Genomic DNA, 21,461 nt, shown 5'->3' with positions numbered 1-21,461 from the left:
TTTCGATCCCGTCGGCTCGTCAGGCGAACAGCCGGTCGGCCACCCGGGCGGCGGCCCGGCCGTCGTCCAGCGGGCAGTACCGCGCGACGAATGCGTCGCCCAGGCCCGCGTATTTCTCCGCGACCTCGCCGAGGTTCCGGATCGCCTCGGCGACCTCGTCGGCGCCGCGCAGCAACGGGCCCGGCGCCTCGGCCTGGAAGTCGAGGTAGAGGCCGGTGCGCGGAACGTCGACGTGGAAGAGGATCGGACGGCCCGTCACGGCGAAGTCGAACATCACCCTGGAACAGTCCGTGACCAGCGCGTCGGCGGCGAGATAGAGCTCGTGCCCGTCCGGAAACGCCGACACGTCGAGGACGCCGGCGGGAGCCGGCCGCCCCGCGTCCGCGCGCCGGGCCAGCAGCACGCGGTCGTCACGGAGCGCGGCCACGACCCGTTCGAGGTCGAGCGTCTCCTCCCCCTCAGGGGCGTACAGCACGAGCCGCCATCCGTCCGGGACTCCGAGCCTCCTCCGGACACGCGCGGCCACCGCCTCGTGGCCGGGGGCCCGCAGGACGTCGTTGCGCGGCAGGCCCGCCTCCACGATCTCCCCGTGGAATCCGAAGGCCTCCCGCAGCAGTGACGTCCACCAGGGTCCGGCCGAGAGCAGGTGACTCCACTGCCCGACCTGCCTGGACAGCCGTCCGTGCCGTGCGGCCTCGTCGTGGCCGACCTTCTCCAGCGGGGATCCGTGCCAGGTCTGCAGGACGGTCTGACCGGCCCGTCGCTCGAACCACGGCGGCAGATGGTCGTTGGTGACGACGTAACGGCAGCGGGCGAGCGCCTCGTAGTACTCCCGGCCGTGTGTGCGCACCGCCTCCACGTCGCCCGGCAGGGCCACCTGCCCGTCGTGCACGTTCCACAGGACGGTGAGGTCCGTGTCCCGCCGGGCGAGCTCCTGGTAGATGGCGCGAGGGCTGTCGGAGAACGCCGTGCCGTCGTCGCAGTCGAAAAGGACCGCGGGCCACAGCGGCTTGTCGCGCAGCGCCGGATAGGCCTCCTTGCGCAGCGCCCGCTGGGCCCGCACGCCCCTCTCGTCGCCCGACAGGTCGCCACTCACGACGAGGACCGCGTGCCCGGTCGCGCCCCCGTCGAGGGTGAAGGTGCGACGGGCCGTCTCGTGAACCAGCGCGAAGTCGGGCCTGAACTCGACCGGCAACTCCCGGTCCGAGCCCTGGACCCTGACGGCCAGGCCGTACCGGCCGCGCGGCAGCGGAAGCCGGCCCAGCGGAGAGCCGACGGCCTCCGGCGTGAGCCGCGCCCGGAACCGGGCGCCCGTCCCCTCGATCGGCGCCGTCCGCTCGACTCTGCCGTCACGCGAACGGATCACCAGGGCGTCCGTCTCGTACGGCTCGGCGAAGCCGCCCTCGATCAGCAGTTCGCCGCCCGGCAGCCACTCCGCCAGGTCCACGAACGCGGCGGCGGGCTGGTCCCGCAACACGAGACCACCGCTGGGGTCGCGGAACACGACGATCTCCCGTCCGGCGAGGCCGTGCCTCCCCTCGGGCAGGTCCTCGGCGAAGGTCACCGGTGTCACCACGCCGTCGGCCGATCGCACCTCGACCCGCCATTCGGCGGGCGGGTCCGGCAGCCCCCTCTCGGTGACCGCCGCTCCACGCGCCGGAAGGACGTCACGCAGGTCGACGTCTGCCGTGAACACGCGGCCGTCGGTCCTGATCGGGTAGAGCAGCGGCACGCCACCGGGCCTGCGCGTCACCCGGAGCACCGGCTCCGGGCCGAGGCCCGGGGCCGTCACGACCTTGCCCTCCAGGCGCAACCGGCCGCCCCACAGGCTCTGCCTGACGACCCGCGCCCGCTCACTCTCGATCCGCAGGGTCAGGAGCCCTGCCTCCGTGAGCAGCGGCACGACATACCGATCCCGCCCGAGAGGCCGGGCGCCCACCTGCGCCGGCCGACCGGCTCCCGGATCCGCCAGCGGCCCCCGCACGAGCGTGCCCCGGTGGATCAGCCGCATCTCGACGTGCCACAGTCCCTCGTCGGCGGTGCCGAGACGCCTCGGATCGATGGTCAGGCGGAACCCGCCCCAGTCCTCGCGGTCGTCGTGCCCACCCCGGGAGACCTTCGCGCGCCTGACCGACGCGCCGACGCGGACACGCCGTCCCGTCCCCTCCTGGACGAGCGACGCGAAGACCTGCTGGTGGAACCGCCGGGTCGGCCGCAGATGCCGCGGCGTCGTCCGTCCCTCCACGATCAGCCTGCCGTCCCGCCAGCCGATCTCGTCGATCCGGTGGTGGAGGGTGTCGCCGACGCGCGAGAGCGCGGCGGGCAGCCGTTCCAGCAACGGAGTGGCCAGGTAGGACCGCCCGAGCCGTCTCACCAGCCTGTCGCCCGACGCCGCCCGGCGGTCCCAGGTGACGACCTCGAGCAGGTCCGCCGGCCGCCTGTGCCGGACGAGATGCCATTCCAGCCGCCTGATGGCGGGCAACCCGTCGAACACCGCGGGCGAGACGCCGTCCAGATAGCCGCCGGCGAGCTCGAGAAAGCGCCTGCGGTAGTCCTCCGGCGCCTCGTCGAGGACGTCGAGGAAGTTCGTCAGGTCGCTGTCGAGGACGGCGTGGTCCCAGGCGGGGAGGTGAGCCGCGAGGCCCTCGGCCACGAGGAACTCCCGCACCGAACGCACAGCGGAGAAGCGGTCGTCGAGATGCCGTACGCGGGTCTTGTCCTGAGTGATCGACCGGCTCCCCGCGGTGCGCTCGCGCCACAGGTACACCTGGGCCGGCAGCACGTCGACGGAGCCCGCCAGCACGTGGCCCCGCAACGCCACGAGCATGTCCTCGTACAACACGCCGCGAGGAAAGCTGAACCCGTGGGCGTCCCAGAACGACCGGCGCCACAACTTGTTGGTGACCTGCCGATCCCTCATCAGGACACCGGTCCGCGTCACATGCGTGGTGGCCGCCGGGCCGGAGAAGACGACCCGGTGCATCGCCGACTGCCGAACCCGTCGCCCGTCGTACCTGCCGACGTTGCCCGTGGCCAGATCGGAACCGGACTCCAGCAGGCTCGCCAGCATGTACTCGAGCGCATACGGCGGGAGCAGGTCGTCGCCGTCGAGGAAGGCGAGGAAGTCGCCGGTCGCGTGGCGCACTCCCGTGTCCCGCGCCGCGCCCAGCCCGAGGTTGCCCTGGTGGATCAGCCGGAACCGCCCGTCCCGTTCCGCGAACCCCCGCGCGATCTCCGCGCTGGAATCGGGGGACCCGTCGTCGACCATGAGGACCTCGATGTCCTCCCAGGTCTGCGCCGACACCGACTCCAGGCAGGCGGGAAGATAGAGCTCCACGTCGTAGATCGGGACGATGACGCTGATACGAGGCACAGGTGAATCCTTAGAACTCGTCCGTCGGATGGCGGTCTGCCGGCGCGTCGATCAGCGGTGGACGGTCCCCCGCATCGCCGCCCCGAGGACCCGCGCCCTCGCCACGGCACAGCGCAGCGGCCCCGTCCTGGTGGTGACGAGCCCCGCCCCTTCGGTGGTGGCGCGCAACCTGACGCGGCGCCCGTCGAAGTCGGCCACCGCGCGGTCGTCCCGGATGACGCTGAGCGGCAGCGCGGTCTCGGCTCCGAACCGGTCGCGGGCGACGAGCCGCAGTCCCGCCTCGCCGTACGGCAGGGCGCGCTGGGGCAGATCGCAGGACCAGGAGAAGAACCCGGGCTTGGCCCGGGTGACCTGCACGTCCCTGCGGCAGACGGCGTCGCCCACCTCGAGCAGCAGGTCGGAGCGCACCTCTCCCTGCGTCGCGAGGAACCCGGGTGCGAGGACCTGTCCACCCACGCGGAGCAGGGTGGCGTGGCCGGCCGCGCGCAGCCTGCAGACGACGGCGGTGAGCGGCTGGACCCTGAGCAGGTCGCCGAACGTCTCGAGATCGGGCAGGTCCAGGTAGACGCGGCCCGCGAGCACGCGAAGCCGCCCCCGGGACACCGGCCGCCTGATCGTCTCCGGCTCTCCCGTGCAGGTCCCGATCGCGCGCAGCCCGTCGTCCAGACGGGCGCCGCGCCGGGCCAGGACCTCCGTGAGGATCTCGGTCATCACCGGAGGGGAGATCTCCTTGAACATGATCGACGTCCGGTGGGCGAAGTCGGCGAGCCCGGCGTCGTCGAGAGAGGCCGCCGCGGTCTCGGCGTGACGGAGCTGCGTTGCGCCCACCCAGCGCATGAGCGCCCTCCGCACCGCGGGCGGGCGGCCCTCGCAGTGACCGGCGACCTCCTCGGCTTCCGCGAGGAGGGCCATGACCCCGTCGCCTTCCCCTTGAGGTGCGCCCTGTTCGCGGGCCGACCGGCAGCAGACCTGATCGCTCAGCACCAGGCGGCGCGCGTCGAGCATGAGCGCGAGCAGAGCCGCGACCCCGCTGGACAGATCCGCCCGTGTGGTCGCCACCAGCTCACGTGCGAAGAGCTTGTTCGAGGCCGGGCCGCCGCAGACGATGTCCGGCGCCTCGGCGACGGAGCCGATGACCCGCTCCCCGAGCACGAGCTCCTTGCGCCATGCGCACCCGGGAGTCGTGCCGGTCATGTCACCGACCACCACGTCGGCGTCATGCCGCGCGGCCAGCTCCATCAGGCCGTCCAGCCCTCCGGGCACATAGACGTCGCCGGTGTCGAGGAAGGCGAGATGACGCCCCTGTGCGCCGGCCACGGCGGCGGCGACCGTCTCGGCACGGCGCATGGGCTTGCCGAGCACTCGGACCTCGCCGGCGGATTCTCCGCCGGAGCCCTCCTCAACGAGGATCACCTCGACACGGTGACGGAACCTCTGGGCGTCGATGGAGTCGAGAGCGTCCCGCAGCCATCCGCCCGCGTCCCGCATCGGCAGGATCACGCTCACCTCAGGCTTTGCCATTCTTCCCCCCGGGTGTCGCATGCGACAGCGAACTGTAAGGCTAGCGTCACGAATAGTGACGGCCGTTTTGCTTTACCAGCTCTTCACGTGCGCGTCAGAAGCCCGACGAGCACGCGTCGCAGGGGGTTACGGCTCCGCCGTGCCGCCTCCCTCGGCTGCTCGGGCCGGCTCGTCTCCGGGCGCGGGGCCGAGGCGGCGGCGATCCCCCAGGTCTCACCGGCCTCCCAGAGCGTCCCGAACGTCTCATGGACCAGGTCGTCCAGGTCCTCCCCCGGCCGCGCGAGTAGCCGGGCCCTGTTCATGGCGGCCGTGCGCTCCAGCCGAGCGCTGACGACGCCCTCCCGCTCGTCGAGCGCCAGTGACAGGACGCCGAGGGCCTTGCGGTCGGCGAACGCCACGATCGATCCCAGGGTCTGCGGCGAAGGCACCCACCCCGGCGGGCAGTGGAAACGGAACGGGACGCTCTGGGACGCCGGACCGGGGGCGTCCCCCGCGAAAACCACCCGGCTCCGTCCCGCGTAGGCCTCTTGGATCGCCTGTGCGCCGTCGCCGGGCGGCGGGCCTGCCACGATCACCACGATGTCGTGCAGGTCACTCGCGAGCAGGCCGTCGACCGTGGCGCGGACGTCCTCGGCGGCCGCGTCGCCCACGGGCACGACGGCCTCGACGTACGGCACCAGGTGGGTCCGCCGCGGCTGCCTTCTCAGCCGGCGCAGCGTCGGCACATGCTCGGCCAGGTACGACCGGTCCGGCTCGGCGGCGGTACCGATGCGGACGCTCCGCGCGTGCCGTTCGGCCAAGAAGACGGCCCCGGCCTGGGCGAGCCGGTATCCCAGCTCCGTGTACTCCCCCGACGGCTGCCATCCGCCGCTCGCGCGCAGCAGATCCGCCGGGACGGAGGCGGGGACGCCCACCATGGCGGTGAACGCCTTCGGCCCCGCCGCCCGCAGGTCCGACGTCCTGTCCGGCCGTCTCTCCGTTCGCTTCCCCTCGATGCCGGGCGCGTGCCGCGGGCGGCTCAGCACGACGAGGTGGTCCGCGAGATGGTGCCAGCGCATGTGCGCCTCGATGTGCTCCGGCGGGAGAACCAGGTCGGCGTCGAGCAGGTGGACGACATGACCGTCGGCGACCGCGGCTCCCGCATCGGGCGTCCTCGACGTTCCCGGTTCCGGCCGGATCACCCGGGTGCGCTCGGGCACGCGGTCGGGAAGCACGACCGGTGGTCCGTCACCGGCGTCGACGACGATGACCTCCAGCAGGTGAGCGGGATAGCTCTGGGCCGCGAGACCGGCCAGCGTCAGCCGCAGGCTCCGCGCGTGGCCGCGCGCGGAGACGATCACGCTGACCGGCAGGGTGGGGGTCCACGTGCCCGGCTCCGGCGGGTCGCCGAGCACGCCGTAGTCGTTGAGCGGGATCCGGGGGCGCGGCGCGTACCTCATCGCTGGCTGACTCACTTCCGCCTGCCGTACGCCGGGGAGGACGCCGGGGCATCCTCCATCAGGGAGTTGAAGACCAGGCCGCGCCACTGCTCCTCGTAGGACGTGAGGAACGACTGAACGGGCGGCTGCCAGGTGTGCTCACGCGCGTTCCTGCGGCGCAGGACGTAGTTGAAGCCGTGGGTGCGGTAGATCCGGCCACCGGCGGCCTGCACGGCTTCGAGCAACTGCCCGTCGACGGTTCGCGGGATGGGCCGGAATCCGCCGACCGCGTCGAACATCGCCCGGGTGATCAGCATGGTCCCTCCGGCCACGAAAGGGGCGAACCGCTCCGAGCCGACGCGCCGTCTGATCGTCACGTCGACGGGCTCCAGGTAGACGAATTCCGGGGCGGCACCGACCAGGTCCGCACCGGAGTAGAGCCGGGCGAGCAGGAGGTCGGCGAGGTGGTCGGGCCCATACCAGTCGTCGTCGTCGACCTTGGCGAGGAACGTCCCCGAGGCCGCGGCCGCCATCCGGTTGAGCAGCGCCCCGAAGGGCAGGCCGCCGGAGGCCTCGACCACCGTGACCGGCAGGTCCGTGGCGGGCACCGAGCCGGCCGGCAGCCCGTGGAGCCCCACGATGAGCTCCAACCGCACCCCGCGCTGGCGTTCCATCTGCTGGACCGCGAAGGGGATCATCTCCGGCCTGCGGGTGCACAGCAGGACCGACACCATCGGCTCTGGCGGCACGGGCAGACCGGCCGATGAGGCGATGGCTCGCCATCGGGCGACCGCGCCGTGGTTGCGTAGCGCGATCCCGCGTAACCGGATCGCGGTCTCCTCACGGCGGAGGTCGGACGCGAGGTCCTCCTCACCCACCGCGGCGACCGCCTCGGCCAGTTCGGGCCCGAGGACGGCGTCGCGAGCCGCGTCGGGCCGCGTGATCACCGGCACCCCGGCGGCGGCGAGCCCGGCGACGATCCTGGCGACGGTTCCGACCGCGGCCTCGGCGACGGGTCCGGGGGCGAGTCCGGGCGCGGACCCGCTGGCCATCCTGATCGTGGCGGGCCCTGCCCCCTCGGAGGACGGGATCACCACGCCCCTGACGTTCCTGAGGCGGGCCACCTCGACGTCCGTCAGCTCTCCACGCGGCCCGAGCCGTACGAGCACGTCGGAGCCGCTGGTGACGGCGAAGTCCGGGCCGAGCACCGCGAGGGGCCCCGTGGGGTGCCGCTTGAAGCCGATGGGATTGATCACGGCCTCGTCGACCGGCGGCAACGGGCCGGGGTCGGCGTGGTCACGCCCGGATCCGAGGTCGATGTGGGCACCACCGGCGCGCACTTCGTCTCGGTCTCGGTCTCGATCTCGGTCTCGATCTCGGTCTCGGTCTCGGTCGAGGCGGAGGAGCAGGTCGCAGCCGGGGGCGTCACGGCGCTCCGGCGGTGGGAGGGTGAGCTCCGCGGGCGTCGCGTTGGCGTCGCCGGGCCGCCACTCGTCGGCGTGATCGCCCGCGAGTCCGATCACCGGCTGGCTCATGTGACGGCCCGTCCCGAGAAGGCCGCGCGCCACTGAGGTGACCACCTCGCCGGCCGCGACGGGTTCGGTGAACGACGCGTCGAGGTGCCAGCCCGTGGCCGTACGAGTGATCCGCAGGTCGGCGAGGTGCCGCCAGGCGTCCGACTGCCCGGGGGCGGGCATCGGCCCCGTGGCCCATGGGGGCACCTCGGCCAGTGCGACGCGAACCCGTCCGGCGCTGGGGAGAAGCCTGTGCATCGGAACGACCCTGCGCAGGTCGCTGAGTGTCCGGACGGCGACGACCACGCAGTCGTACGGCTCTCGCGGCGCGCCGGCCGCGTTGAGGGCGTGCCACGGGCCGCTGAAGCCGTCGACGACCCGCCGGAGCGACTCCGGGCAGTGGCCGAAACCGGCGCTCGTTCCCCATGTCCGCGGCGCGCGGGAGGCGGAACGGACCACCCCGGCCTCCTCCCTCGAATCGCCCTGCTCCGGGTCGCCGGTTCTCACGGCGGCGACCGGGACAGCATCGCGAAACGGGCGGCGGAGCGGCCGGCATGTGCTCGTCCTTGGCCGAACGTTTACGGCCGTCAACGGTCGTCTACGGCCCGAGGCTTTACGGCTCCTCCGTGGTCACCCCTGGGAGGACGCCTCCTGCGGAGATCTCAGCGAACGGCTGATCCGCTTGCCGAGCCGTTGCGCCGGGGCTTCAACGAAGCGGTACGTCAGCCAACTCAAGGTGAGGAGCACGATCAGATACCCCAGGCTGATGGCCGACGAAAGCGCGGCCGGCAGGCCTCGGAGGTCGCCCATCATGGAGTTCAGCCCCCGCAGCAGGGGGTGGTGCAGCAGGTAGATCGAGTAGCTGATCAGGCCGATCCACGTCAGCACGCCGGGGATGGGGCGGCTCCGCAACGCCATCCCGAGGGCGAACGTGCCGCCCGCGAGCACCATCGTCGTGATCCACACGTCCGGCTGGACCCACCACCAGCCCGCCTGGATCGACCACACGGGAGAGGCGGCCACCAGGGCCGCCGACACCACGACCGGTGTCAGCCCGCCCGTGCCCGCCTCCCAGCGCTGGATGGCCGTCCCGGTGAACATCACCGCGAGGATCGCCGCGCCGAACCAGGGCACGTAGCTGCCGAACATGAGCAGCACGAGCGCCATCAGGCCCAGGGAGTAGGCGGCGGTCGTCCGGAACCGGCCCGAGATCAGGCAGACGAGACCGGCGAGAAAGATCACGCACGTCACGATGGCCGGCCATTCGCCCGGCAGCAGCGGCGCGGACAACACCAGGCCCGCGGCGACCGCCGCACCACCGAACGCGATGGCCAGCAGGCCACTGCGCCTGTGCACGCCGCCGACGAAGAGCGCGGTGACGATCAGGTAGAACACCATCTCGTACGACAGGGTCCACATCGGATCGGCCAACCCGCCCATGTGGACGACGTCGAGCAGCATCGACAGATGGGCCGCGACGGATGACGCATGGCGGGGGACCTCCATGCGCACCGGCACCCAGATCGCCATGACGAGGACGAGCCCGATGACCAGCAGATAGAGCGGGTAGAGGCGGAAGATCCGGCTGATCCAGAAGGACCTGACGTCTCCCCTGTGTTCCAGGGACGCCGGGATGATGTACCCGCTGACCAGGAAGAACACCAGCACGCCGTACATGCCGAGGTTGAACCAGTACGGCCGGAGCGCGGGCATGAGCCAGGGGAGCATGTGCTCGGCCACCACGGCCATCGCACCGATCCCGCGTAACGCGTCCAGCCAGGCGAGGCGGGCGGCCTGCGTACGTGCGGGCGCGATGGCGACCTGTGTGGCAATCACCAACCTCAACTTACCGCTGACGCCTGACCCACACCCATATGTACGGCTTTTTCACTCCCCTCTGCCACGATCATGCATTTCACCCCATTCACGCGATCCCCCCATTCGCGTGATCATGCAATTTGTGACAGCCGGCCCCTCCCGCCACCCGCCCGCACCCACCCCCTCCCCCCTTGGCGTGATCATGCAATTTGTGACAGCCGTCGTCGCATGCGATAAGGAGCAAGCCGGTTGCCGATGGGCCGATGCCGACGGACCTGTGCATGATCACGAAACACGTGACCCCAGGCCAGACGTGACACTGCCGAATCCGTGCATGATCACCAAATGGGAGGTCGCAGCCCAGACACCACATCCACGAATTCGTGCATGATCACGAACCGGGAAGCGGCAGGTCACAGGGGATGCCGCCGAACCTGTGCATGATCACGACGGAGGCATGGGCAGGTCAGGGGGCATTTCCGCGAACATGTGCATGATCACGCGGGAGGGGTGGGTGGGTGGGGGTTATTCCCACTCGATGGTGCCGGGGGGCTTGCTGGTGACGTCGACGACCACCCGGTTGATCTCGCGGACCTCGTTGGTGATCCGGGTCGAGATGCGGGACAGCACGTCGTACGGCACGCGGGCCCAGTCGGCCGTCATCGCGTCCTCCGAGGTGACGGGCCGCAGGACCACCGGGTGGCCGTACGTGCGGCCGTCGCCCTGGACGCCGACCGAGCGGACGTCGGCCAGCAGGACGACCGGGCACTGCCAGATGTCGCGGTCGAGCCCCGCCCGGGACAGCTCCTCGCGCGCGATGGCGTCGGCCTCGCGCAGGATGTCGAGCCGCTCGGCGGTCACCTCGCCGATGATCCGGATGCCCAGCCCCGGGCCGGGGAACGGCTGCCGCCAGACCATCGCCGAGGGAAGGCCCAACTCCTCGCCGGCCCGCCTGACCTCGTCCTTGAACAGCGTCCGCAACGGCTCGACCAGCTGGAACCGCAGATCGTCGGGAAGCCCGCCCACATTGTGGTGGGACTTGATGTTCGCGGTGCCGGTGCCGCCGCCGGACTCGACGACGTCGGGGTAGAGCGTGCCCTGGACCAGGAAGTCCGCCGGGCCGTCCGCGAGGATGGCCCGCTGCTCGTCCTCGAAGACGCGGATGAACTCCCGGCCGATGATCTTGCGCTTCTCCTCGGGGTCGACCACCCCGGACAGAGCCTTCAGGAACCTCTCGGCGGCGTCCACCACCCGGAGCTTCACCCCGGTCGAGGCCACGAAGTCACGCTCGACCTGCTCGGCCTCACCCTTGCGGAGCAGGCCGTGGTCGACGAAGACGCAGGTGAGGCGATCGCCGATGGCCCGCTGGACGATGGCGGCCGCCACGGCGGAGTCCACGCCGCCCGACAGCGCGCAGATCGCCCTGCCGTCGCCGACCTGCTCGCGCACCGCCGCGACCGCGTCCTCGACGATGTTGAGCATGGTCCACGACGGACGGCACCCGGCCGCCTCGAGGAAGTGCTTGAGGACCGTCTGCCCGTGGGCGGTGTGGAGGACCTCGGGATGGAACTGCACGCCGTACAGGCCCTGGTCGGGGTTCTCGATCGCGGCGACCGGCGTGGCCTCGGTGGACGCGGTGACGGCGAACCCGGCCGGGGCTCCGGCCACGGAGTCGCCGTGGGACATCCAGACCGACTGCGTGGACGGCAGCCCGGCGAACAGCACGCCCTCGCCGAGCACCTGCAACGAGGTGCCGCCGAACTCCGCGACGCCCGTCCTGTTCACGGTCCCGCCCAGCGCCTGCGCCATCGCCTGGAAGCCGTAGCAGATGCCGAAGGTGGGCACGCCCGTCGTGAACAGGCCGTCAGGGACCGGCGGGGCGCCCTCGGCGTACACGGACGAGGGGCCGCCCGACAGGATGATCGCCTTGGGCTTCCTGGCCAGCATCTCCGCCACCGGCATCGTCGACGGGACGATCTCGGAGTAGACGTGGCATTCACGCACCCGGCGAGCGATCAGCTGCGCGTACTGCGCGCCGAAGTCGACCACCAGGACCGTGTCGAACTCAGACACCGGAAGGACCCCCAAAAGGAAACGAGCGGTGTCGCCAGTCTATCGGCGCGGTTTCCCCGACCAGCCCCGACGCTTCCCCACCCGACCACGCCGCCATCGAGGACGTCGTCGCCCGGGCCTCCTGAGAGGCCGCCAGGACTAGGTGATCTCCACGATCGGCAGCCGGAGTGCTCCCGGCGCGGCCGCAGGCACGACCGGATGGAGCGGCGCGACCGGCGAGACCCTCGCGTAGGCGGATCCGACGGCCGGGCGAGGGTCGGGCTCGCCCTTGTTCGGCCACAGCGCCATGGCCCGCTCCGCCTGGGCCGTGATGGTGAGCGAGGGGTTGACGCCCAGGTTGGCGGAGATCGCCGACCCGTCGACGATGTGCAGGCCCTCGTACCCGTAGACCCGGTGGTAGGCGTCGATCACACCGCTCTCCGGGGAGTCGCCGATCGCGCAGCCGCCGAGGAAGTGCGCCGTGGCCGGGATGTCGAACAGGTCCAGCCAGGAACCGCCCGGCATGCCGCCGATCTCCTCAGCGGCCAGCCGCGCGGCCCGGTGCCCCGCGGGGATCCAGGTGGGATTGGGCTCGCCGTAGCCGGGATCGGCCCGCAGGCCGCGCCCCTGGAGGGAGACCGTGACCGAGTTGTTCTTGGCCTGCATGACGAGGGCGATGACGGCCCGCTCCGACCATCTCCGGTGATTGAACAGCCGGAGCACCAGATGGGGCCGCCGGAGGGCCGCGCCGAGGAATTTGAGCCAGCGTGGGGTCCTGCCCCCGCCGTCCACGAGCAGCGTGCGGAGCATGCCCATCGCGTTGGAGCCGTCGCCGTACCGGACGGGCTCGATGTGCGTCTCGGCGTCGGGGTGGATCGACGAGGTGATCGCCACCCCCCGGTTGAGCTTGTCCCCCTTGACCGTCAGCCGCTCGAATCCGAGCAGGGCCTCGGAGTTCGTCCGGGTCAGGACGCCGAGCCGCGCGGAGAGCCCGGGCAGGGTCGTCGCCCTCAGGTGGTGCAGCAGTCGCTGCGTGCCGTACGTGCCGGCGGCGAAGACGACCTGCCGCGCGGTGAAGACGCGGGTCCCGCCCAGGGAACCGGTCCTCCTGGCCGTGACCTCGTATCCGCCGTCGACCGGGCGCACGCTCCTGACGGTCGTCTCCGGGTGGACCGTCGCCCCCGCGGTCTCCGCGAGGTGGAGGTAATTCTTGACCAGCGTGTTCTTCGCGCCATGGCGGCAGCCCGTCATGCACTCGCCGCACTCCAGGCATCCCCGCCGCCGCGGGCCGGCCCCGCCGAAGTACGGATCATCGACCTCGATGCCGGGAGCGCCGAAGAACACCCCCACGGGAGCGAGGTGGAAGGTGTCGCCGACCCCCATCCGCTCGGCCACCTTCCGCATGACCTCGTCGGCGGGCGTCACGGTCGGGTTCCGCATCACCCCCAGCATCCGCTTGGCCTGGTCGTAGTAGGGGGCGAGTTCGCTCTTCCAGTCCGTGATGCGGCTCCACTGGGGGTCGTCGAAGAAGGGGTCCAGGGGCTCGTAGAGGGTGTTCGCGTACACGAGCGAGCCGCCGCCCACCCCCGCTCCCGCCAGGACCATGACGCCGCTTCCGCCACGCAGCAGGTGGATCCGCTGGATGCCCTTGAGACCGAGCCGCGGAGCCCACAGGAAGTCCCTGGCCCGCCAGGACGTCTTGGGGAGCGTGCCGTCCTCGAATCGCCTGCCGGCCTCCAGGACGCCGACCGAATAGCCCTTCTCCGTCAGGCGGAGGGCCGTCACGCTCCCGCCGAATCCCGACCCGATGACGACGACGTCGTAGTCCATGGCAGTCCTATTTGAGGTGGAGCCGCTTCATCGTCTTGAGGACGCCGGCGAGGGTGTCGGCGTAGGTGTCGTACGACAGGCCGAGCATCGGCTCGAAGCCGAGCCACGACGCCTGGCTGGCGACGGTCTGGACCTCGGTGTACTTGAGCAGGCCCTCGCTTCCGTGGCGGCGGCCGAGGCCGGAGGCCTTCATGCCGCCCATCGGGGCGTCGTAGGACGCGTAGGCCGAGCCGTACCCCTCGTTGACGTTGACGGTGCCCGCCTTGACTCGGGCGGCGATCCGGCGGGCCCGCCCGAGGTCGCGCGTCCAGACCGAGGCGTTCAGCCCGTACGGAGTGTCGTTCGCGAGAGCGACGGCCTCGTCCTCGGCGGAGAACCGGTAGAGGGCGACGACCGGGCCGAAGGTCTCGTCGCGGCACAGGTCCATGTCCTCGGTGACGCCCTCGACGACCGTCGGCTCGTAGAACAGCGGCCCGAGATCGGGCCGCGCGCGGCCTCCGGTCAGCACCTTCGCGCCCTTGGCGACGGCGTCCGCCACATGGTCGGTCACCGCGTCGAGTTGCCGCCGGTGCGTCAGGGACCCCATCTGGGTGTCCCAGTCGAACCCCGCGGCGATCTTCATGTTCTCCACCGCCCGGACGAACTTGTCCCGGAACGCGTCGGCGACCGATTCCTGCACGTAGAGCCGCTCGATCGAGATGCACAACTGGCCGGCGTTGGTGAAGCACGCCCGGATGGCGCCCTGCGCGGCCAGATCGAGGTCGGCGTCGTCGAGCACGATCATCGGGTTCTTGCCGCCCAGTTCCAATGAGCAGCCGATGAGCCGGCCGGCGGCCTCGGCGGCGATCTTCCTGCCGCCCCTGGTCGATCCGGTGAACGCCACGTAGTCGGCGCCGTCGATCAGCGGCCCGCCGACGTCCTCGGGGTCGCCCAGCACGACCTGCCAGATGTCACGCGGCATGCCGAGTTCCACGAGGAGGTCGATCGTCCAGAGGGTGGAAAGCGCGGTCTGCGTGTCGGGCTTGTGGACGACGGCGTTGCCCGCGATCAGCGCGGGGACCACGTCGGTCACCCCCAGGGACAGGGGGTAGTTCCACGGGCTGATCACGGCCACGGCGCCCTTGGGGTGGCGAAGCTCGGTCACCCGGGTGGCGACCGGGAAGATGCCCCGGCGGCGCTGCGGTTCCAGCAGCCCCGGCGCGCGCCTGGCAAAGTAGAGGCTGCAGCCGGCCACGTCGAGGACCTCTTCGAACGCGTGCCGCCTGGCCTTCCCCGTCTCCGTCTGGACGATGTCGAGGATCTCGTCGCGACGGTCGATCATCGCGTCGTGCAGGCGCAGGAACGGCCTGGTCCGCTCCCGGGCGGGCAGCGCGGCCCACGCCTCCTGTGCGGCTCTGGCCTTGGCGTACGCGGTCCTGACATCGTCGGCCGAGGAGATCGGGATGTCGGCGAGGGGCTCACCCGTGAACGGGACGGCGATCTGCCGGGTCTTGCCCTCCGAGGTGACGTGCGCGAGGACTCGATCGACCATGGCGCTGTCGAGCGTCCGAATCGTGGCGGCCATGGCGGAAGAATATTCCGGGGACCTCACTAAAGCTACTGGTTGGTAAAGCAACCTTCAGGCGGCTCCAAGGAACGCTCGAACCGAAGCCCGGCGCGATACGTCCTAGGGGCATGAGGACATCGATTCGTACGGCGGGCGCCATCGCCCTGGCCGGGCTTCTCGCCACGGCGTGCTCGGAAGGCCGCGCGGACCAGGCTCCCCCGCGTGTCGACCTGTCCGACAAGGTCTCCCTCGTCTCGTACACGAGCTGCGATGACATGCTGAACGACATCCGGCGCAAGACCGCCGAGAACGTGAGCCCCTGGGGCGTCGGCGGCCCCGTGGGCTACGCGATGGCGGAGGACGCGCCCCTCGCGGCGACGGCCACCGCCAAAGGTGCGGCCCCTGACCAGTCGTACTCGACGACCAACGTCCACGAGGCCGGAGTCGACGAGCCCGACCTGGTCAAGACCGACGGCCAGCGGATCATCACGGTCAGCCAGGGCGTCCTCCGCGTCGTGGACATCGAGAGCCGCCGGGTGACCGGCACGTTGCGGCTCGTCCCCAAGGAGCAGGCCTGGGCGCAGGCCGACCTGCTGATCTCCGGCAACCGGGCGCTCGTCCTGTTCGAGGGCGTGGGGGGGATCGTCCCGCTGGGTGCGCTGGCCAAGGTGCGGTCCGGGCCGTCGGGGTCCACGTACATGCTCGTCGACCTGGCCGGCCCGCCGAAGGTGGTGTCCACGCTGATCGCCGACGGCGCGCACGTCGACGCCCGCCAGGTGGGATCGACCGTGCGGATCGTCGTCCGGTCTCAGCCGAACATCACGCTCCCTCCCCCCAAGCCCGACATGCCCGAGTCGGAGTTGCGCGAGCGCAACCGCAGGGCGGTGCTCGCCGCACCGATCAACGCCTGGCTGCCCGGCTTCCAGATCGAGGCCGACGGGGTCACCCGTACCGACGCGGTGAAGTGCGAGCAGATCAGCCACCCGGCCGAGTACACCGGGACGTCGATGCTGACCGTCCACACGATCGACCTGGCCGCCGACCAGACCTTCTCCCCCGACTCCTCCATCAGCGTGGCAGCCGACGGCGACACCGTGTACGGCACGGCGACCAGCCTCTACGTGACCAGCAACCCCCGCTGGTGGACGCGGCCGATGATCATCGATGACATGCCGATGCCGACTCCCCTGGTGTCGGACAGGCCGCGAAAGCCGGCTCCCACGCCGACCACGCCCCCCGAGCGCACCGAGGTGCACCGGTTCGACATCACCGCCGCGGGGTCCCCCCGCTACGTCGACTCGGGCTCGGTGCCCGGGCGTCTGCTGAACCAGTACTCCCTGTCGGAGAGCAAGGGCAATCTCCGCGTGGCCACGACGTCCAACTCGGAGACCTTCGGCGGGGCACGTGAGACGAGCGAGAGCGGCGTCTACGTCCTCGACGCGGCGAGCCTGTCCCCGGTCGGCTCGGTGACGGGACTCGGCAAGGGCGAGCGCATCTACTCCGTCCGGTTCATCGGCGACGTCGGCTACGTGGTCACCTTCAAGCAGACCGACCCGCTCTACGCCCTGGACCTGCGGAATCCGGCCGACCCCAAGGTCACGGGCCAGCTCAAGATCTCCGGCTACTCGGCCTACCTGCACCCGGGCGGCGAGGGACGCCTGCTCGGCGTCGGCCAGGAGGCCACCCAGGCGGGCCAGACGATCGGCACCCAGATCTCCCTGTTCGACGTCAGCGACCCGGCCAGCCCGAAGATCGTCTCCCGGTTCCTCCAGGAGAAGTCCGGCTCGGAGGCCGAGTGGGATCCGCACGCCTTCGTCTACTGGCCGCAGTCGGGCCTGGCGATGTTGCCCCTCCAGAGCTGGGCCGGCGACATGATCGAAGGCAGCAGCGCCCTCGTGCTCAAGGTCGGCGACGCCGGGATCGACAAGGTCGGCACGATCAGCCATCCCAACAAGAACAAGGAGGGCTCGTTCGCACCGGTCGACCAGGGCATCCGCCGTTGCGTGGTCATCGGGGACGCCATCTGGACGGTCTCCGACGGCGGCCTCAAGGTCAGCGACGCGACGAGCCTCGCCGACCGGGCCTGGATCCCCTTCGTGTGATCCGGCCTCAGACGCCGTGACCCTCCGGGAGGGCGACGGGAACGATCTCGGGAGCACCGAGACGGATCGCGTCGGCCTCCTGGTCGGTGTCCTGCTCCTGCGAAGCCCGTTCGGCCTCGACCCTCTTGGTGAAGTACTCCACCTCCCGCTTGACCTGCTCGGTGTCCCAGCCGAGCGGCTTCGCCATGAGCTCCGCGGCCTCCTGCGCGACGGCGGCGCCGCGGTGGAAGGTCTCGATCGAGATGCGGGTCCGGCGGGTCAGCGCGTCGTTGAGGTGGCGGGCGCCTTCGTGGGTGGCCGCGTGCACGATCTCGGCACGCAGGTAGTCGTCGGCCCCCGCGAGCGGCCGTCCCAGCGAGGGATCCCGCTCGATCAGTTCGAGCACCTCGTCGATCATGGAACCGTATCTCTGGAGCAGGTGCTCGATCCGCGCGACGTGCAGGCCGGACGAGCGGGCGAGCCGATGGCGGGAGTTCCACAACGCCCGGTAGCCCTCCGCCCCCGACAGGGGAACCTGGTCGGTGCAGGACGGGGGCACGCGCCGGTCGAGGCCGTGCGCGACGGCGTCGACCGCGTCCGCCGCCATCACCCGGTACGTCGTGAACTTGCCGCCGGCCACCATGACGAGGCCGGGGACGGGGTGGGCCACCACGTGCTCCCGCGAGAGCTTGGACGTCTCCTCCGACTCGCCGGCGAGCAGCGGCCGCAGCCCGGCGTAGACGCCTTCCACGTCGTCCCTGGTCAGCGGCACCGCGAGGACGGAGTTGACGTGGTCGAGCAGGTAGTCGATGTCCGTCCGGGAGGCGGCGGGATGGACCTTGTCGAGCGTCCACTCCGTGTCGGTGGTGCCGATGATCCAGTGCCGGCCCCAGGGGATCACGAACAACACCGACTTCTCGGTGCGCATGATGATCCCCGTCAGGGAGTGGATGCGGTCGCGCGGCACCACGAGGTGGATGCCCTTGGACGCCTTGACGTGGATCTGGCCGCGCCCGCCGACGAGTTCCTGGACGTCGTCGGTCCAGACCCCCGTCGCGTTGACGACCTGGCGGGCCCGGACGTCGAACTCGGTCCCGCTCTCCAGGTCGCGCACGCGGACCCCGGTGACGCGCTCACCCTCGCGCAGGAAGCCGACCGCCTGGACCCGCGACGCCACATCGGCGCCGTATGTCGCGGCGGTCCTGAGCATGGTCATCACGTATCGGGCGTCGTCCACCCCGGCGTCCCAGTACTGCACCGCGCCGGTGAAGGCCGAGCGCTTGAGCGCGGGGGCGATCCGCAGCGCCCGCCGCCGCGACAGGTGCCGGTGGCCCGGCATCCCCCGGCTGAAGCCGAAGGAGAAGCCCAGCGTGTCGTAGAGCGCCAGCCCCGCCCCCACGTACGGCCGCTCCCAGCCCGGGTGGGTCAGGGGGAACAGGAACGGCACCGGTCTGACCAGGTGCGGCGCGATCCGCTGGAGCAGCAGGGCCCGCTCCCTGAGCGCCTCTCTCACCAGGTCGAAGTTGAGTTGCTCCAGGTAGCGCAGACCGCCGTGGATCAGCTTGGACGAGCGCGAGGAGGTCCCGGAGGCGAAGTCCCGCGCCTCGACGAGACCCACCGACAGCCCCCTCGTCACGGCGTCGAGGGCGACACCCGCACCGACGACACCGCCGCCGATCACGACCACGTCGAGTTCCTGCGATTGCATCCGGTCAAGGGCGGCGGAACGCTCTGTGGGGCCGAGCGCTGCGGTGCCCATCCGCGCGGTCATAGGGCTCCCTCTGTACGGCTTTCGCCTGTGCGGACGTTTTCTACCCGTAGGTTCTGACCAGCAAATCCTACTTCCACCCCTCACGCCAAATGATCTTCATCGGCGCGGCCGGCACGAGGAGATCAGGCACGATGCGCCGGATCGATGCTGGTTTTTTGCTATAAACGAGCCGTTCCACCTCCCCCGATCTGTGATCCCTGCCCCCGGGCGGAAAGATGGGCACATGAGCCTCACTGTCTCTGATGTTCGCCTCGTGACGCCGGAAGGGGTCCACGACGGCTGGCTGACCATCGAGGACGGCAAGATCACCCATATCGGCCGTGGCCAGGCGCCCGGCAACGGCCGGTCCCTGGGCGGCCGGACGGTCGTCCCGGGTTTCGTGGACATCCACACGCACGGCGGAGGCGGCGGCTCCTACCAGCAGGACGATCCGGAGAAGGCGGCCGAGGTGGCCGCGTTCCACCTCGGACACGGCACCACCACCACACTGGCCAGTCTGGTCACCGCGGCGCCCGCCACCCTGGCCCGTACGGCGTCCGCCCTGGCCGACCTCTGCGAGCAGGGGCTCATCGCCGGCATCCACTTCGAGGGTCCGTACATCTCGAAGGCCCGCTGCGGCGCCCACGACCCCGCGCTGCTCCGCGAACCCGACCGGGCGGAGTTCCGGGAGTTGGTGCGGGCCGGCCGGGGTCACGTCCGCATGCTGACCATCGCGGCGGAGTTGCCGAACGCGCTCGACGTCATCAGGGACGCCGCGGCCGAGGGCGTGATCGCCGCACTCGGCCACAGTGACGCCACCTACGAGCAGACGATCGCGGGAATCGAGGCGGGCGGCAGCGTCGCCACCCACCTGTACAACGCGATGCCGCCACTGAACCACCGCGATCCCGGCCCGGTCGCGGCCCTCCTCCAAGACGATCGGGTCACCGTGGAACTCGTCAACGACGGAGTCCACGTCCACCCCGCCATGTTGCGCCTCGCCGCGCACGAGTCGGGCCCCGCCAGGACGGCGCTGATCACCGATGCGATGGCCGCGGCCGGCATGGGCGACGGGCGCTACCCGCTCGGCTCGATGACCGTCGACGTCGAGAACGGCGTGGCGCGCCTGTCCGAGGGCGGCACGATCGCCGGAAGCACCCTGACCATGGACGTGGCGTTCCGCCGCACGGTCCGCGAGGTGGGCGCCTCGCTCGTCGACGCGTCCACGATGGCCTCGCTGACCCCGGCGCGGGTGCTCGGCCTCGACGGGGAGATCGGCTCGATCTCCGTCGGCAAGCACGCCGACCTGGTCGTCCTCGACGAGGATCTGCGCCTCGACGGCGTCATGAGGCGCGGCGTGTGGGTGCGGGAGCCCGCATGATCACCCGATCACGCGGGGCCCGCCACCGGTGATCAGGGCTGCGGAGGGGCGACGACGACCTCGACGCGCTGGAACTCCTTGAGGTCGGAGTAGCCCGCGGTCGCCATCGTGCGGCGCAGCGCGCCCATGAGGTTCATCGAGCCGTCGGCCACCGACGACGGGCCGTGCAGGATCTGCTCCAGCGTCCCGATCGTGCCGAACTCGACCCGCCTGCCACGCGGCAGATCCGGGTGGTGCGCCTCCGACCCCCAGTGGAAGCCGCGGCCCGGGGCCTCGGCGGCCCGGGCGAGGGGCGAGCCGACCATGACGGCGTCGGCGCCACAGGCGATCGCCTTGGCGATGTCCCCCGAGCCGCCCATGCCTCCGTCGGCGATGACGTGGACGTAGCGGCCGCCCGACTCGTCCATGTAGTCGCGGCGGGCCGCGGCCACGTCCGAGATCGCGGTCGCCATCGGCACGACCACGCCGAGCACGTTGCGGGTGGTGTGCGAGGCGCCGCCGCCGAAGCCGACCAGCACGCCGGCCGCGCCGGTGCGCATCAGGTGCAGCGCGGCGGTGTAGGTGGCGCAGCCGCCGACGATGACGGGCACGTCCAGTTCGTAGATGAACTGCTTGAGGTTAAGCGGCTCGGCCCGGCCCGACACGTGCTCGGCCGAGACCGTGGTGCCGCGGATGACGAAGATGTCGACACCGGCGTCGATCACGGCCTTGTGGTGCTGCACCGTCCGCTGGGGCGACAGCCGTACCGCCGTGGTCACGCCCGCCTCGCGGATCTCCCCGATGCGCCGGGCGATCAGCTCGTCCTGGATCGGAGCCGTGTAGATCTCCTGGAGGCGGCGGGTGGCGGCCTCCTGGTCGAGGGTGGCGACCTCCTCGAGCAGCGGCGCGGGGTCCTCGTACCGCGTCCACAGACCTTCGAGGTCGAGGGCGGCGAGGCCGCCCAGCCTGCCGATCTCGATCGCGGTCCTGGGCGAGACGACGCTGTCCATCGGGCTCACCACGAGCGGAAGCTCGAACCGGTAGGCGTCGATCTGCCAGGAGATCGAGACCTCCTCGGGGTCACGGGTGCGCCGGGAGGGCACGATGCCGATCTCGTCCAGCGCGTACGCACGACGGCCGCTCTTGCCGCGCCCGATCTCCACCTGAGTCATCTCGCCTGCTCTTTCCATTCATGTGC

The 21,461-nt window shown here is 71.2% G+C and carries 12 protein-coding genes; 2 read left to right on the top strand and 10 right to left on the bottom strand.

The window, feature by feature from the left end:
* Positions 1–19 precede the first annotated feature (19 nt).
* The 8 genes from Psi02_RS17825 to Psi02_RS17790 all read right to left on the bottom strand — a co-directional run bounded on the left by Psi02_RS17825 (position 20) and on the right by Psi02_RS17790 (position 15,090).
* Positions 20–3,373, bottom strand: coding sequence for a bifunctional glycosyltransferase/CDP-glycerol:glycerophosphate glycerophosphotransferase (locus Psi02_RS17825; RefSeq protein ID WP_203975436.1), 3,354 nt, complete (start codon positions 3,371–3,373; stop codon positions 20–22).
* A 51-nt stretch (positions 3,374–3,424) separates the two neighbouring features.
* Positions 3,425–4,894, bottom strand: a complete 1,470-nt coding sequence (locus tag Psi02_RS17820) for a glycosyltransferase family 2 protein (RefSeq protein ID WP_203975434.1) — start codon at positions 4,892–4,894, stop codon at positions 3,425–3,427.
* Between the two features lie 83 nt (positions 4,895–4,977).
* On the bottom strand, positions 4,978–6,333 hold the full coding sequence (locus tag Psi02_RS17815; protein WP_203975432.1) for a glycosyltransferase family A protein: 1,356 nt from the start codon (positions 6,331–6,333) through the stop codon (positions 4,978–4,980).
* 11 nt (positions 6,334–6,344) lie between these two features.
* The gene (locus tag Psi02_RS17810; protein ID WP_203975431.1) at positions 6,345–8,285 is read right to left on the bottom strand and encodes a glycosyltransferase family 2 protein; all 1,941 of its coding nucleotides are present in this window, start codon (positions 8,283–8,285) and stop codon (positions 6,345–6,347) included.
* A 171-nt stretch (positions 8,286–8,456) separates the two neighbouring features.
* The gene (locus Psi02_RS17805) at positions 8,457–9,662 is read right to left on the bottom strand and encodes an acyltransferase family protein (protein WP_239094963.1); all 1,206 of its coding nucleotides are present in this window, start codon (positions 9,660–9,662) and stop codon (positions 8,457–8,459) included.
* A 507-nt stretch (positions 9,663–10,169) separates the two neighbouring features.
* A complete protein-coding gene (gene guaA / locus Psi02_RS17800; protein WP_203975427.1) occupies positions 10,170–11,732 on the bottom strand; it encodes a glutamine-hydrolyzing GMP synthase in 1,563 nt (520 codons plus the stop codon).
* Positions 11,733–11,855: 123 nt separating this feature from the next.
* Positions 11,856–13,526, bottom strand: coding sequence for an FAD-dependent oxidoreductase (locus Psi02_RS17795; RefSeq protein WP_203975425.1), 1,671 nt, complete (start codon positions 13,524–13,526; stop codon positions 11,856–11,858).
* Between the two features lie 7 nt (positions 13,527–13,533).
* Positions 13,534–15,090, bottom strand: a complete 1,557-nt coding sequence (locus tag Psi02_RS17790; RefSeq protein WP_203975423.1) for a succinic semialdehyde dehydrogenase — start codon at positions 15,088–15,090, stop codon at positions 13,534–13,536.
* Between the two features lie 110 nt (positions 15,091–15,200).
* On the opposite strand from Psi02_RS17790, the gene Psi02_RS17785 reads away from it, so the two are divergent.
* On the top strand, positions 15,201–17,174 hold the full coding sequence (locus Psi02_RS17785) for a beta-propeller domain-containing protein (RefSeq protein ID WP_203975421.1): 1,974 nt from the start codon (positions 15,201–15,203) through the stop codon (positions 17,172–17,174).
* A gap of 7 nt (positions 17,175–17,181) precedes the next feature.
* On the opposite strand, the gene Psi02_RS17780 is transcribed toward Psi02_RS17785, so the two are convergent.
* Entirely contained in the window at positions 17,182–18,912 is a 1,731-nt protein-coding gene (locus tag Psi02_RS17780; RefSeq protein ID WP_203975419.1) for a glycerol-3-phosphate dehydrogenase/oxidase, read from the bottom strand.
* Positions 18,913–19,147: 235 nt separating this feature from the next.
* On the opposite strand from Psi02_RS17780, the gene nagA reads away from it, so the two are divergent.
* The gene (gene nagA, locus Psi02_RS17775; RefSeq protein WP_203975417.1) at positions 19,148–20,284 is read left to right on the top strand and encodes an N-acetylglucosamine-6-phosphate deacetylase; all 1,137 of its coding nucleotides are present in this window, start codon (positions 19,148–19,150) and stop codon (positions 20,282–20,284) included.
* A gap of 32 nt (positions 20,285–20,316) precedes the next feature.
* On the opposite strand, the gene Psi02_RS17770 is transcribed toward nagA, so the two are convergent.
* The gene (locus tag Psi02_RS17770) at positions 20,317–21,435 is read right to left on the bottom strand and encodes a GuaB3 family IMP dehydrogenase-related protein (protein ID WP_203975416.1); all 1,119 of its coding nucleotides are present in this window, start codon (positions 21,433–21,435) and stop codon (positions 20,317–20,319) included.
* Positions 21,436–21,461 lie beyond the last annotated feature (26 nt).

Origin of the sequence: Planotetraspora silvatica (genome assembly GCF_016863315.1) — a bacterium.
Classification (GTDB): domain Bacteria; phylum Actinomycetota; class Actinomycetes; order Streptosporangiales; family Streptosporangiaceae; genus Planotetraspora; species Planotetraspora silvatica.
This window is presented reverse-complemented; position numbering and strand designations above follow the sequence as displayed.